13 protein-coding genes are annotated in these 13,496 nt (G+C 71.0%); 2 read left to right on the top strand and 11 right to left on the bottom strand.

Features of this window, described 5'->3' with window-relative positions:
* Window positions 1-3 precede the first annotated feature (3 nt).
* Window positions 4-1,461: a multicopper oxidase family protein gene (locus QSK32_RS34825; RefSeq protein ID WP_285474286.1), complete on the top strand. Its 1,458-nt coding sequence runs from the start codon at window positions 4-6 to the stop codon at window positions 1,459-1,461.
* On the opposite strand, the gene QSK32_RS34820 is transcribed toward QSK32_RS34825, so the two are convergent.
* From QSK32_RS34820 to QSK32_RS34805, 4 genes are all read right to left on the bottom strand, one after another.
* On the bottom strand, window positions 1,452-2,624 hold the full coding sequence (locus QSK32_RS34820) for an MFS transporter (RefSeq protein WP_285474285.1): 1,173 nt from the start codon (window positions 2,622-2,624) through the stop codon (window positions 1,452-1,454). The genes QSK32_RS34825 and QSK32_RS34820 overlap by 10 nt on opposite strands.
* A gap of 96 nt (window positions 2,625-2,720) precedes the next feature.
* Window positions 2,721-3,323 carry an HD domain-containing protein gene (locus tag QSK32_RS34815; protein ID WP_285474284.1) on the bottom strand — a complete coding sequence of 201 codons (603 nt, stop codon included), beginning with the start codon at window positions 3,321-3,323 and terminating at the stop codon, window positions 2,721-2,723.
* A gap of 77 nt (window positions 3,324-3,400) precedes the next feature.
* Window positions 3,401-3,739 (bottom strand): STAS domain-containing protein, encoded by a 339-nt coding sequence (locus QSK32_RS34810; RefSeq protein ID WP_285474283.1) that lies wholly within the window; start codon window positions 3,737-3,739, stop codon window positions 3,401-3,403.
* A gap of 108 nt (window positions 3,740-3,847) precedes the next feature.
* On the bottom strand, window positions 3,848-5,062 hold the full coding sequence (locus tag QSK32_RS34805) for an MFS transporter (RefSeq protein ID WP_285474388.1): 1,215 nt from the start codon (window positions 5,060-5,062) through the stop codon (window positions 3,848-3,850).
* A gap of 331 nt (window positions 5,063-5,393) precedes the next feature.
* Here QSK32_RS34805 and QSK32_RS34800 point away from each other — a divergent pair, with 331 nt between their 5' ends.
* Window positions 5,394-6,182 (top strand): DUF1906 domain-containing protein, encoded by a 789-nt coding sequence (locus QSK32_RS34800; protein ID WP_052721146.1) that lies wholly within the window; start codon window positions 5,394-5,396, stop codon window positions 6,180-6,182.
* On the opposite strand, the gene QSK32_RS34795 is transcribed toward QSK32_RS34800, so the two are convergent.
* From QSK32_RS34795 to QSK32_RS34765, 7 genes are all read right to left on the bottom strand, one after another.
* Window positions 6,139-7,785 (bottom strand): sensor histidine kinase, encoded by a 1,647-nt coding sequence (locus QSK32_RS34795; protein ID WP_045747374.1) that lies wholly within the window; start codon window positions 7,783-7,785, stop codon window positions 6,139-6,141. The genes QSK32_RS34800 and QSK32_RS34795 overlap by 44 nt on opposite strands.
* A gap of 18 nt (window positions 7,786-7,803) precedes the next feature.
* A complete protein-coding gene (locus QSK32_RS34790; RefSeq protein WP_045747348.1) occupies window positions 7,804-9,360 on the bottom strand; it encodes a sensor histidine kinase in 1,557 nt (518 codons plus the stop codon).
* Window positions 9,361-9,688: 328 nt separating this feature from the next.
* Window positions 9,689-9,943, bottom strand: a complete 255-nt coding sequence (locus QSK32_RS34785) for a hypothetical protein (protein WP_157411513.1) — start codon at window positions 9,941-9,943, stop codon at window positions 9,689-9,691.
* A gap of 611 nt (window positions 9,944-10,554) precedes the next feature.
* A complete protein-coding gene (locus QSK32_RS34780) occupies window positions 10,555-11,103 on the bottom strand; it encodes an AbfB domain-containing protein (protein ID WP_052721210.1) in 549 nt (182 codons plus the stop codon).
* 97 nt (window positions 11,104-11,200) lie between these two features.
* The gene (ybiA, locus tag QSK32_RS34775) at window positions 11,201-11,704 is read right to left on the bottom strand and encodes a riboflavin biosynthesis intermediates N-glycosidase (protein WP_285474282.1); all 504 of its coding nucleotides are present in this window, start codon (window positions 11,702-11,704) and stop codon (window positions 11,201-11,203) included.
* A gap of 41 nt (window positions 11,705-11,745) precedes the next feature.
* Entirely contained in the window at window positions 11,746-12,588 is an 843-nt protein-coding gene (locus QSK32_RS34770; protein WP_045747923.1) for an SIR2 family NAD-dependent protein deacylase, read from the bottom strand.
* Entirely contained in the window at window positions 12,585-13,484 is a 900-nt protein-coding gene (locus QSK32_RS34765; RefSeq protein ID WP_285474281.1) for a macro domain-containing protein, read from the bottom strand. The genes QSK32_RS34770 and QSK32_RS34765 overlap by 4 nt, the downstream gene beginning before the upstream one ends.
* Window positions 13,485-13,496 lie beyond the last annotated feature (12 nt).

Here is a 13,496-nt window from a genome sequence, read left to right as displayed (position 1 = left end):
TTGATGAAACGACGCAGTGTGCTGCTGCTCGGCACGTTAGGACTGGCAGCGTGTTCCGCGGAACCGCCACCGCACGAACCCACCTATACGAATCGCCTTCGGATCCCCCCGCTTGCCGATTCCCGAAAATCCGCGGACGGTGCGACGGAGTTCGCTCTGGAATTGCGGGCGGACGGCCGTTCCTCCTTTCTTCCCGGCACGGTGACCACGACGTGGGGAATCAACGGCGCCTATCTCGGACCGGTGATCCGGGCGACCCGCGGCGACCGGGTCCGCATGATCGTGACGAACCGGCTGCCCGAGGTGTCGACGCTGCACTGGCACGGCATGCGGCTGCCGGCCCGGATGGACGGCGGGCCGCACCAGACGATCGCGACCGGGGCGACCTGGCAGCCGGAGTGGACGATCGAGCAGGCGGCCGCCACCACCTGGTTCCATCCGCATCCGCACGAGCGGACGGCGATGCACGTCTACCGCGGGCTGGCCGGCCTCTTCCTGATCGACGAGCCGGGCGGCCCGGACCTGCCGGACCGGTACGGCGTCGACGACATCCCGCTGATCATCCAGGACAAGCGGTTCTCGGCGGACGGGGCGCTCGTCGAGGGCGGCGTGGAGAGCGGCACGTTCGGTTTCCTCGGCAACCGGATCCTGATCAACGGAACGTACGACCCGTTCTTCGAGGCGCGGACGTCACTGGTCCGGTTCCGCCTGCTCAACGCGTCGAACGCCCGCGTGTACCGGGTCGGGTTCACGGACGGGAGACCGGTCCGGGTGATCGCCGGTGATCTGGGGCTGCTGGAACGCCCGGTGGACGTGGACCGGGTCAAGCTGAGTCCCGGCGAGCGGGCCGAGATCGTGGTCGCCGTGCGGCCCGGCGAGCAGCTGCTCCTCGATTCCCGGGGCGAGGACAGCAGCACCGCGAACGACATCGAGGAGGAGGACTTCCCGCTGCTGAAGGTGGTCGGCGCCGCGACCCTGGCCGCATCGGCGGCCCTGCTCGAGTCGCTCGGCGGCGCGCCCGCCACTCCGCCGCCGGCCGGTGCCCGCGTGCGGCGGTTCGTCCTGTCCGGTTCGGAGATCAACGACCGGGACATGGACCTGTCCCGCATCGACGAGGTGGTCCCGGCCGGCGCCCACGAGATCTGGGAACTGGACAACACCACCTATGCCCACAACTTCCACATCCACGAGGTGCCGTTCCGCATCCTGGACGTCGACGGGACGCCGCCGCCGGAGTATCAGCGCGGCCCGAAGGACACGGTCTTCGTCCCGAAGAAGGCGACGGTCCGGCTGTCGGCGCGGTTCGGGACGCACACGGACGCGGTCACCCCGTACATGTACCACTGCCACATCCTGCGTCACGAGGACAAGGGGATGATGGGCCAGTTCGTCGTGGTCGCGCCCGGCACCGAAGACCGGGTGTCCCGCTCACTCCCGGTCGCGCACACCCATCACGACTGAGCCGACAGCGCGGGCAGCGGCTCCCGGCGCCGGTCGCCCAGCGCCGCCGCCAGGGCCGCGGTGGCCTGGAGCAGCGCCAGCACGGCCAGCGCGACCAGGCTCGCCGTCCACGATCCGGTGCGGTCGGCCAGCACCCCGGCCAGCACCGGGCCACCCGCCGCCAGCAGGTAACCGAGGCTCTGCGCCATCCCGGACAGCCGGGTCGTCTCCCCCGAGGTGCGGCCGCCGATGCTGATCAGCGTCAGCGCCGCCACCAGGGCCGCGCCCTGACCCCACCCTGCCACGATCACCCAGAGCACCGCCAGCGACGGCACCGTCAGCAGCCCGGCGACCGCCACCACCAGCGGCACGCTCGACAGCACCGCGCCGGCCACCCGGGTGCCGGTCCGGCGCAGCAGCAGCGGAATCACCAGCCCGCCCACGATGCCCATGCCCTGGTACAGGAAGAGGTGCACGCCGGCGGTCCGCTGCGACACCCCGCCCGCCACCTCGATCGTCGGCAGCCAGGTCACCATGATGTAGAACGTGGTCGACTGCAGCCCCATGAACGCGGTCAACAGCCAGGCATGCCCCTGCCGCCAGACACTCCCGCTCTCCGTTGCACTCACCCTGGGCGTTTCCGAAGAATCAGATTTTGTACGCGGAAACCACACGCCCGCCACCACCAGCGCCAGGCCCGACCACACCGCGAGCGACAGTCGCCAGTCCGCGAGCCCGGCGATCGGTACCGCCACCGCGGAGGCCAGCGACGCCGCGATGGTGAGGAACGCCGTGTACACCCCGGTGGCCCGGGACACCTGCGCCGCGAAGTCGCGTTTCACGATCGCCGGGACCAGCACGTTCCCGACCGCGATCGCACACCCGATGATCACCGTGCCGAGCCAGAGCCCGGCGTCGCCGGTGTACGAGCGGACCACGCCGCCGACGGCCAGCACCAGCAGCGACACCAGGACGGTCCGTTCGATCCCGTAGCGGGACGACAACCGGTGCACCTGGGGTGACACGGCGGCGAAGGCCAGCAGCGGCACCGCGCCGAGGATGCCGGCGGTGGTCTCCGCCAGGCCTTCGGCGGCACTGATCTGCGGCAGCATCGGCCCGACGACGGTGATCGCCGGTCGCAGGCACAACGCCACGAGAAAAACGGTCCACGAGGCGCGCGTCATCCGCCGAACCCTACTCGCGCGTTTCCGGCGGAAGGCCGACGTGTTACCGCACCGAGACGCCGCTCACGAACCGTAGCGACGGGGGCAGGACAGCTCTCAGCCGGCGAGGGGAAGCCCCGCTGCAGGTCCGCCGACGAGCGCGTGCTCCACCCGGGCCGCCACCGACCGCAGGTGCGGGCCGCGCATCGGGTCGACCTTCGCGTTCCAGGAGCAGGGCCCGTGCCGGAGCAGCACCTCCGCGTAGCGCGACGCCTGGTCGACCCGGTCGCCCTTGGGGCCCACGGTCTGGTCGGCGTAGGTGAGGGCGTCGGACATCAGGGTCCGCTCGTCCGGGAACGCCGCCAGCCCGGCCGCGAATCCGCGGGCCGCACCGACGAACCGGGCACCCGAGTGATACGCCACGAGGCCCGCGATCCGGGCGGTCCAGCCCTCGGCGCTCACGTGCACGGCGCCGTCGAGGGGATGAAAACCGGTCAGCGCGATCCGGGCGGCGTAGCCGATGTCGTGCAGCCAGGCGGCCGACACCAGGACGTCCGGGTCGAGGTCGAGCCGGTCGGCGAGCTCGGCCGCGCGGGCGGCGACCCCGGCCGTGTGCCGCCATCGGTCCCCGCTGTCCCCGATGAGGGACTCCGCGAGATCACGTGCTCGGGCGGCGCGGCCGGCGAGAACGCGGGGGCGGGCGACGGTGGCGGTACTCATGGCCGAAGGTTATGCCGACCTCGGTGAACACCAGGGAAACAGCCGATGGCAGCTCCCTGAAAAACCTCTTGCCGGGTTCACCGGGGCGGCGGCGGGACGCAGGCGCGCAGCCGCGGGGACGGCACCCCGGCCGCGTGGAGCTGCGCGGCGAGGTGGTCGTTGGGATTGTCGACGAAGACCGCCACCCGGTGGTCGTCGCCGAGCCCGCAGGCGGCCACCACCGACCCCAGGTTGATCGGATCGAGTTCGGCCACGTCGGCAAGGTCGACGATCATGCGGAGGGGCCGGACCCGGCGGACCGTGTGCACCAGCACCTGCCGCAGTTCCACCGCGTCGTCCGGCCCGACGGATCCGTGCGGATGGATGACCACACTGCCGTCGGGACTGGTCCGGACGTCGAGCATCGAGCTACGCATCGGATCGCCTCTCGTTACCGCTCGTTCAACTGCTCGACCACCCTATGCGCGTGTCCGAACGCGACCGTCCCAACATCGCGTGGCCATCAGGTGAACGGCCGTCGCCGGTCAGGTCCGGGCGAGCGGCCGCCGCTCCCGGTCGAGGGCGAAACTCACGATCGCCAGGAGCAGGCCGGCGACACCGAGGGCCACACCGGTCCAGGCCGGGGCGAGGTAGCCGTACCCGCGGGCGATCACCAGGCCGCCGACCGCCGCGCCCAGGCTGTTCGCGATGTTCATCGCGGACTGGTTGACCGCCGCGCCCATCAGCTGCGCGTCCGGGGCCACCGCGATCAGGCGGGCCTGCAGCGCCGGCCCCAGTGCCAGGCAGGTGGCACCGATCAGGAACGCACCGATGTAGACACCGGTGACGGTGCGTGCGGTGTCCGCGAAGAAGGCCATCGAACAGATCGCCCCGCAGAAGCTGACGATGACGACGCCGCGCAGGTTGCGGTCGGCGAACATGCCGCCGTACGCGTTGCCGACGGTCATGCCGAGGCCGAGCGAGACCAGCACCCACGGCACCTGACCGGTGCTGAGCCCGGCGACCTCGGTGGTCACCGGTGAGATGTAGGTGTTGACCGCGAAGAACCCGGCGAAGCCGATGGCCGCGGTGACCGCGACGAGCCAGACCTGGGGACGGCCCAGAGCGCGCAGTTCGGCGGCGGGCGAGCCCTGCACCGGGGTCGGCACCGGCGGCACGAGGGCGAGCACGGCGAGCGTGGTGAGCAGGAAGACCGCGGCGATCACCAGGTAGGCGATCCGCCAGCCGGACGTCTGGCCGAGGTGCGTGATGGCCGGGACGCCGGCCACGTTGGCGAGGGTGAGACCGCCCAGCACGATGGCGAAGCCGCGGGCCTCGTTGCCCGGCCCCATCAGCGCCGCGGCGAGCAGCCCGGCCGCGCCGAAGTAGGCGCCGTGCGGGATCCCGGCGACGAACCGGGCGGCGAGCACGGTCTCGAAGGTGGGGGCGAGCGCGGATGCCACGGTCGCCACGGTGAAGAGCACGAGCAGGGACAGGACCAGCCGCTTGCGCGGCATCCGGACGGCGAGCACGGCGATCAGGGGCGCGCCGACGACCACCCCCATCGCGTACGCGGTGATGACCCAGCCGGTCTGCGCGACGGCGGTTTCGGGTGTCCGGGCCCACACGTCCGGGAGGAGGTCCCGGGTCATCTCGGGGAGGAGTCCCATGGCGACGAACTCGGTGAGGCCGATCGCGACGCCGCCGAGAGCGAGCGCCAGGAGGGCCACCAAGCGTTTCCGCCGGTTCAACAGGTTCAGGGATTCCACTCGCGCACCCTAATTGAGCTGCGGATTTACTCCCGAGCCCAAGTGGGAGAGGTCACGGGCTATTAGTGTGTGCTGATGCTCGCACACCCCGGACCACGTTTCAACGATCATGTTCGGACTGCCGGGGCCGCGACCCGCCGGATGCCGGTCGACGTGCTCTGACGCGTACCCCAGAAAAAGAGAGGGCAAAAGGCTCACCGGGACCGAAGCCCGGCCGAACGGCTGATTGCAAGCCCGAACGGCCCCCGACGTAAGGTCCGAAATGCTGTCATCGCCCCGCGGTCTCCTCGGCGCGCTCACCGCGACATGCTGCTTCCTCTCAATGACATTCGCCAATGCGCCTGCGCGGGCCGCCGCACCGGTCCCGCCACAGCCCGGTGATTTCCGCGGGTACGGTTTCGACGCCTGCACCGCGCCGTCCGGCGCCGCGATGAAAGCGTGGCTGCGCTCCTCCTACCGTGCGGTCGGCATCTATTTCGGCGGCAACAACCGCGGCTGCGCGCAACCGCACCTGACCCCGTCCTGGGTCCGTGAACAGGTGGAACGCGGCTGGCGGATGATCCCGCTCTACGTCGGACCGCAGGCGAGCTGCAGCCAGGTGAACAAGAGACACCGGATCGACAACCGGCGGGCCGCCGCGATGGGACGGGCCGCCGCCGAGGACGCCGCATGGCAGGCCGGACGGTTGGGGCTGCCGCCGCAGAGCGTGCTGTTCTACGACATGGAGGCCTATCAGACGGGCAATGCCGCCTGCCGCAACGGTGTTCTGGCATTCGTGCACGGATGGACCGGGCGGCTGCACCTGCTCGGTTATCTCTCCGGTTTCTACAGCAGCGCGTCCTCCGGCGTGACCGACCAGGTCGCCGCCTATCACCGGTCCGGTTACGACCGGCCGGACTTCGTGAACTTCGCCCGCTGGGACGGCGCCGCGACGGTGCACGACAAGGTGATCCCGGTCGGACACTGGTCGCCGCAGCGGCGGATGAAACAGTATCGCGGCCCGCATCGCGAGACCTGGAACGGCGTCACGCTGAACATCGACAGCAATTACCTGGACGTGGCCCGTGTCATTCCGGTTCCCCCGACGATGACGCCGCCTTCGGCAGGGTGAACGACACGGTCGTCCCGCCGCTCGCCGAATCCCCCACCTCGATCGTCCCGCCGTGCCGCTCGACGATCCGCGCGCAGGTGGACAGCCCGATGCCGTGCCCCTTCGCGGCCGGCGCGTTGTCCAGGCGGGTGAACATGTCGAAGACCCTGCCGCGCTGGTCCGCCGGGATGCCCAGGCCGTTGTCGGCGACCCGGATCACCCAGCCGTCGCCGGTGTCGCCGGTGCTCACCGTGATCTCCGGCGACCGGTCCGGGTGGCGGTACTTGATCGCGTTGGCGACCAGGTTCTGCAGCAGCTGCCGGACCAGCACCGGGTCGCCGGCCACCGCGGGCAGCGCGCCCTCGGCGCTGATCCGGGCGTTCGCCGCGTCCGCGTCGGAACCCAGGTCGAGACGGACCTGCTCGACGATGTCGGCGAGATCCACCTCCTGGAGCCGGACCGGGGCGCTGCCGGCCCGGGCGTAGTCGAGCAGCGAACCGATCAGGTCCCGCATCCGCTCGACGGCCTTACCCGCCGACTCCACCCACTTCAGGGACAGGCCCTGGGCCTCGTCGCCGATCAGCTCCAGGTAGCCGCCGACCGCGGCGAGCGGCGACACCAGGTCGTGGCTGACCGCGCCCGCGAAGTTCGTCAGGTCCGCGTTGGACCGGCGCAGTTCGGCGTTGGCCGACGCCAGCTCCCGGCGGGCCTCCTCGATCGCGCGCTGCTGGGCACGGGCCGTGGTCACGTCGTTCATCGCGACCACCGCGCCCTGCGGCGCCCCGTCCGGCCCGCACAGGGCCCGGCCGCTGACACTGACGTGCACGGGCTGACCGTGCTTCGGCCGGATGATCATCTCGGCGTCGCTGACACAGCCCTCGCGCAGGGCCCGCAACAGCGGGATCCGGTGGTGCGCCAGCCGGGTCCGGCCGTCCGTCTCGAACAGGTCGTACTTGTCGGAGAAGTCCCACGGGTCGACGTCCGGGTCCGCGTCCAGGCCGTGCCACTCCCGGGCGGCCCGGTTGAACAATGTCAACCGGCCCATCGGGTCGGCCGCCACCACCGCCACGTCGATCGTCTCCAGCAGCGTGTCGGTCCACCGCTGCCGCTCCTCCGCGGCGATCGCCAGCTCGGCGTTGATCCGGGCCTGCCGGCGGCGCTCGAACAACGCCAGGATGATCTGCGCCAGGTCCTGCAGGCGCTCGATCTGCTCGGCGGTCAGCTCGTGCCGCTCACCGTCGAACACGCACAGACTGCCGAGCGCGTGCCCATCCGGGGTGACCAGCGGCGCCGAGGCGTAGAACCGTACGTCGGCCAGGACGCCGGTGACCCACGGGTTGACCGCGTACACCGGATCGAGACGGGCATCCGGCCGGTAGACGAACTCCCCGGTCTCGAACCGAACCGCACACATCGAATCGCTGCGCGCCGAATCGCCGCCCTCGAAACCGACGGTGGTCAGCTGACACTGTCGATTCTCGTCGATCAGGTTCAGGGTCGCGGTCGGCACCCCGGCGACGATAGCGGCGACCCGGACCACGGCCTCCAACTCGTCGTCGGCCGGATTGTCCAGCAACCGGTACTCGTGCAGGGCCACCAGCCGACGGCGTTCGTGCTCCGTCATCCGCTGCGCCAGGTCCACTTAACGCGTATCGGCAGCGGCCGCCGAAACCTGACCGTCCGGCAACGTGAAAACCACCGTCGCGCCACCACCCGGGCTGTCCTCCACCCGGATGTCCCCGCCGTGCCGGTCCACGATGCGCCGGCAGATCGCCAGGCCCACCCCGTGCCCGGCGCTGATCCGCCCGTCCACCCGGGTGAACATGCCGAACACCGCCTCCCGCTGATCCGCCGGGATGCCCAGACCGTTGTCCACCACCCGGAACGCGCCGCCGACCGCCCCCACCGACACCTCGCACCGGCGGATCGGATGCCGGTGCCGGACCGCATTGGTGATCAGGTTCTGCAGCAACTGCCGCAGCAGCACCGGATCGCCGTCGACCATCGGCAACGGCCCGGACACGGTGACCCGCGCACCGGCCGCCGTGATCTCCACCCGCAGATCGTCCAGAACCTCGGTCAGAAGATCGTTCAGGGGTACGCACACCGGCTGCACCGGCGCGTTACCGGCCCTCGCGTGGTCGAGCAGCGCATGAATCAGGTCCCGCATCCGGCCGACGGCGGCGACGGCCGCGGCCACCCACTCCCGGGCCTCACCCCGCATCTCGTCCTCGAGCAACTCCAGGTAGCCGCCGACCGCCGCCAGCGGCGCCGCCAGGTCGTGGCTGACCGCCCCGGCGAAGTTGCTCAGATCCGCGTTGGAACGCAACAGTTCCGCATTGGCCCGCGCGAACCGCTCCCGGGCCTGCTCGATCAGCCGGCGCCGGGCCAGGTCGGCGGTGTCCTGCGACTGGGCGACGACGGTACCCAGCAGCGACCCGTCGGCGGCCCGCAACTCCCGGCGGTCCGCGCGCACATGAATGGCCTCACCGTCCGGGGCGCGGACGAGCATCCCGTCCCCCGCCCCCGCACACAAACCGGCGACGACACCCTCCGGACCCGTGGCCACATCGAGGCCGTGCCACTGGCGGGCCGCCCGGTTGAACCGGGTGAACCGCCCCTGCACGTCGACCGCCAGCACCGCCACGTCGATCGAATCCAGCACCAGCTCGATCCACTCCTGCCGGGCGTCGGCGGCGGCCACCAACTCGGCGTTACGGCGCACCTCACTGCGCCGCTCGAAGAGCGCCACCACCACGGCGGCCAGATCGGACAGCGCGGCAACCTGCCGGGCGTCCAGAGTGTGCGGCACCCGGTCGAACACACACAGGCTGCCGAGCACGGTGCCGTCCGCCATGACCAGCGGGGCGGCGGCGAAGAACCGGATCCGGCCGGCCCGCACCGCCGGATCGTCCCGATGCCGCGGATCAGCCGCCGCATCGGTCAACTGCACGAACTCACCCGGCCCCAGCGTCTGCCCGCACAGGGTGTCACCGCGGGCGTGAACGGAGCCGGTGAAACCGACCGTACTGAACTCGTACAGACGGTCGTCGCAGAGAAGGTTCAGGCTGGCGGTGGGGACATCGGCGACACTGGCCGCAACCCGGACGACAGCCTGCACCTCCTGTTCGGCCGGACTGTCGAGGAGCCGATACTCGTGGAGACGCTCCACCTCCAGCCACGGCTGGGCCAGATCCACGCTCCCACTATCGTCGGCTCATGCTCCGGCCGGGCCGGATTCGCCAGCTTCCCCAGCCTCACTTATCACCGAATCGCAACCGTTCCTCACCCGTACCACCTCCGGCCCGCACCCGGGTCGCCACCGTCCTGCTCCGGACCGCCGTCCCCCTGGGCGCTGGTCCCCGGACACCGTCCCCCGGGCGGGTGTCATCCCTCCGGCCGGCCCGGTCCCCGCCCACTGTTGTCTGGTGGCCGCTGTTGTCTGGTGGCCGCTGTTGGTGCGTGGCCGGTGTTGGTGCGTGGCCGGTGTTGGTGCGTGGCCGGTGTTGGTGCGTGGCCGGGCAGGCTCACCAGAAACGGCGGCGCCGATAGTGCCCGTGATGCCGGTAGTGACCATGGTGGCGATAGTGGCCGTGATGCCCGTAATGCGGCGCCCCCGGATGCCCGTAGTGCTGCCCGTAGGCCCCAGGATGCCCGTAGGTGCCCCGGTGCAGCCGGTGGTTGACCTCCCTGAGCAAGCCGTCGACAGCCGCGCTCTGCCCTCGGCGCCGCTCCAGCTTCGACGCGATCATGGACAACACGAATCGCTTGATCAATCCCACCGCGCCCTCTCCTCGCATGCTTCCGACCTGCCCCCAGGGTAGAAGGCGGGGGCACGCCTCCCGCTGTATAAAACCTGTCCGTTACCTGAGTAGGCCCAGCCCCGCCCGTTGGCACGGCGCTCCAGCAGCCTCGTAGGAAGACGAGCGCGGCAGCCGCCGACAACGATCTTGGCCGACGATCGGCAGCCCCGATCCGGCGACAGGCGACAGCCCAGCGACGCGGGGGAACCGTGGGCGACGGCTGAGCAGTTCAAGCCGTCGCCCACGGTCGACCAGAGCCCCCGAAACCACCACCACCGACGGCCGAGCCCACCCAGCCGTCACCCACGGTCTGCCCCGAACCACCTACACCACCGTCGACGACGGCCGAGCCCACCCAGCCGTCGCCAGTGGCTCTACGCGGCCCACAAAACCACCACCAGCGACGGCTGCGCAAACGCGGCGGTCGATCACGAACGCCGGCCCCTCAGGAACGACAGCCGTCCACGCCTACGACCGGACACACCCGTCACTCGATCACGAACGTCAGGCCCACCACGGACGTCAGGCCCACCACGGACGTCAGCCGATGTCTTTACACACCCGGGGCCCCGAGACGCCGACCGAACCGGTCAGCGGAGGTCGGCCAGTGGGGGTTCCAAGGCCCACGTGGAGTCCTCGGCGAATGCGGTGGAGCCGTCGTCGGCGGTCAACCACAGGTGGAAGCCGGTGTGGCGCACGTAGTGGCCCGGATAGTTGTAGGACTCCAAGGACGTCCAGGAGGCGCCGACGGCGGCGTTGCCGGGCCGGAGGTGGAAGGTGGCGTCCTCGCGGAACAGCGCGCTGCCGTCGGACTGGTCCATTGTCAGGCGGCCGGCGTGGTGCCGCAGGAAGTAGCTCGGGAAGTTCTTCGACCGCAGTGCGATGCCGGTGCCGGCCAGTCCGGGTACGAGCGTCCAGGTGGCGTCGTCGCGGTCCAGGTCGGTCGTGACGGTGGTCAGCTCGCCGAGTGCGTAGCGGTGCCGGACGAAGTGGCCGGGCATGTTGAACGACTCGAGGGAGTAGTAGGTGTAGACGTCGGGCTGCGGGATCGGCGGTCCCGCAGCCGCGCGCACCGACGGGGCGACGACGAGCAGAGCGAGAACGACGGTGAGGAGGAGACTGCGGGTGGGGTTCCTCATGGCGGCGCGCTCCTGCCGGTCGAGACAGCGGGGACGGCAAGGACGGCAAGGACGGCGGAAACGCGCGGCTTCACCGCGTACTGATCATAGGTATTTGTCAGGGATTTTCGCGGAGAATGTCGCGGACCTGCATCAACGCGACGCCCAGCAGGTTCTGGCCACGCCACTGTGCCGGATCGGCGGCGCGCGGATCGTCGCGGGTCAGCCCGATGCCCCAGATGCGGTCCATCGGGCTGGCCTCCACCAGGATCCGGGCGCCCGTGCCGAGCAGGTACGCCCCCAGCGCCGGGTGCTGCCGGAACTTGGCGGTGTTGCCGGCGACCACGATCGGCACCCGGTGTTCGTCCCACGTCTCCTGAACGAATCCGGACACCCGGCCGCCGAGTTTTTTCGCCGCGTGGGGATGGGGGGCGGCCAGGATCTGCTCGGCCATCGCCGCGTCGCCGAACAGCTGGGCCTTGCCCCACATCATGTAGTGCTCGGCGCTCGCGAACACGACGCCGTCGAGGGTGAACGACGACGGGAACCACTGGCTGAGGCAACCGGCCCCGGCGCTGCCGTCGGCTTCGGGCTGGTGACCCCAAAAGTACAGGTACTTCATGCCGGGCAGTCTGCCGAACCCGGCCCTGATCCGCCGCTGATTTACCCGAGGCGGGCCAGCAGGACGTCGGCGGGAGCGGCGACGCCGAGGGCGTCGCCGCCCAGGGTGGCCGGCACGTCCGGGTGGTCGCGGTTGATCCGGATCAGACGTCCGCCGGGGGCCGCGGCGGCGAGGCGTTCCATCGGCCAGCGGATCACACTCGGGGTGTTGTAGCCGCTGCCGATGTCCAGGACGAGCAGGCGTTCGTCGTGTCCGCCGGCGGCCAGCCAGTGCTGCAGGCGGTCGCGGGCGGGCAGGTGGAAGTCGGGGATGTACTCCGGGCCCTTGTGGACGTTGAGGAACACCGGTCCGCCGCAGCGCGGGCAGGCCGGGATCGCGTCCGGGTCGGTCACCTCGCCGGTGGCGGGGTCGTAGGCGGCGAGTGCGGCGTCGACGATCGGACGGCTCTCCCAGGTCTCCCGGGTGCACGGCCGTTCGCACTGGTAGCGGCCGTAGTCACCCTGCGGGGTGTAGACCCGGTCGGCGTCGAAGCCGTTGCGGGCGAACAGCGCGTCCACGTTGCTGGTCATCACGAAGTGGTCGCGGTCGCCGACCAGGTCGCGCAGCTTCCGGTACACCGGGTGCGGGCCGGGGCCGAACCGGACGTCGGCGACGTGCGTGGACCAGTATCCCCAGAGCAGCGCGGGTGGCAGCGGGGCGCCGATCAGTTCGTACCGGGCGCGCAGTCCCCGCCGGTGCAGCGCGGGGAACAGTTCGGCGAAGCGCCGCGTGTCGGTGTAGTCGTATCCGGCGGCGGCGGACAGTCCGGCGCCGGCGCCGATCAGGATCCGGTCGGCGCCGGCCAGCCAGTCGCGGATGGTGTCGACTGTTGCGGTGATCGTCATGAGGGATCCTTCTCGGTCAGGGCGTGGCGGTAGTGGTCCAGGTCGGCGGTGCTCCAGACGTCGAAGATCACCCGGAGCGGGAGGCCGGGCCGGGCGGCGAGCCAGGCGGCGACGGTGTCCAGCGCGATCCGGGCGGCCCGAGCGGCCGGGAACCCGAACAGTCCGGTGCTGATCGAACAGAAGGCCAGGGTGCGGATGCCAGCGGCCTCTGCCGCGAGATCCAGGCAGCTGGTGTACGCGTGAGCGAGCGTCCGCACATGCCCCGGCCGCAGCGGACCGTCCACGATCGGCCCGACGGTATGGATCACGTAGTCGGCCGGCAGGTGGTAGCCCCGGGTGATCGTCGCCGTTCCGGACGGTTCCGGTCCGGGGCGGGTGCCGGTGATCGTCGCGCAGTCGGCGCGCAGTCGCGGGCCGGCGGCGGCGTGGATGACGTTGTCGACGCACCGGTGGTCCGGCTGGAAGCAGCCGAGCAGGCGGTCGTTGGCGGCGTTCACCACGGCACCCGCTCGCAGCGCGGTGATGTCGCCCTGCCAGAGGACGGTCCGTTCGGCGGCCGGGTACCCCGTTCCCGGGTACCCGTCGGCGATCGTCGGCAGGCCGGCCGCGTCCACCGTGTGACGTGCCTGCCGTTCACCGCCGAGCAGCGCGTCGAGTTTCGGGACCGCGTCCGGTGGCAGCGGTCCCGGTCCGCGAACGGTCAGCAGTGCGCGCAGCAGCGCCCGTCTGCTCCCCGCGTCGCCGGCGGCCGGGATCGCCCTGCCGGCCGCGAGCAGGGGGAGCAACTCGCCGACGAGGGTGTCGTGGGCGGCCGCCGGGGCGGGTTCGGCCGCGGGACGGAACACCTCGTCGAGGTCGATCAGGTCGCGGTACTCGTGGAGCAGCGTGGTGGTCATGCGGCGCCCCTT

Origin of the sequence: Actinoplanes sp. NBRC 101535 (genome assembly GCF_030269225.1) — a bacterium.
Classification (GTDB): domain Bacteria; phylum Actinomycetota; class Actinomycetes; order Mycobacteriales; family Micromonosporaceae; genus Actinoplanes; species Actinoplanes rectilineatus.
The sequence above is the reverse complement of the archived record's forward strand: the minus strand, read 5'-3'. Positions and strand labels throughout refer to the sequence as shown.

Coding starts and splice junctions, on each gene's coding strand:
- QSK32_RS34825 (WP_285474286.1), top strand. CDS start 4: ATGAAACGACGCAGTGTGCTGCTGCTCGGCACGTTAGGACTGGCAGCG.
- QSK32_RS34820 (WP_285474285.1), bottom strand. CDS start 2,624: ATGACGCGCGCCTCGTGGACCGTTTTTCTCGTGGCGTTGTGCCTGCGA.
- QSK32_RS34815 (WP_285474284.1), bottom strand. CDS start 3,323: ATGAGTACCGCCACCGTCGCCCGCCCCCGCGTTCTCGCCGGCCGCGCC.
- QSK32_RS34810 (WP_285474283.1), bottom strand. CDS start 3,739: ATGCGTAGCTCGATGCTCGACGTCCGGACCAGTCCCGACGGCAGTGTG.
- QSK32_RS34800 (WP_052721146.1), top strand. CDS start 5,394: ATGACATTCGCCAATGCGCCTGCGCGGGCCGCCGCACCGGTCCCGCCA.
- QSK32_RS34795 (WP_045747374.1), bottom strand. CDS start 7,785: ATGACGGAGCACGAACGCCGTCGGCTGGTGGCCCTGCACGAGTACCGG.
- QSK32_RS34780 (WP_052721210.1), bottom strand. CDS start 11,103: ATGAGGAACCCCACCCGCAGTCTCCTCCTCACCGTCGTTCTCGCTCTG.
- ybiA (WP_285474282.1), bottom strand. CDS start 11,704: ATGAAGTACCTGTACTTTTGGGGTCACCAGCCCGAAGCCGACGGCAGC.
- QSK32_RS34770 (WP_045747923.1), bottom strand. CDS start 12,588: ATGACGATCACCGCAACAGTCGACACCATCCGCGACTGGCTGGCCGGC.
- QSK32_RS34765 (WP_285474281.1), bottom strand. CDS start 13,484: ATGACCACCACGCTGCTCCACGAGTACCGCGACCTGATCGACCTCGAC.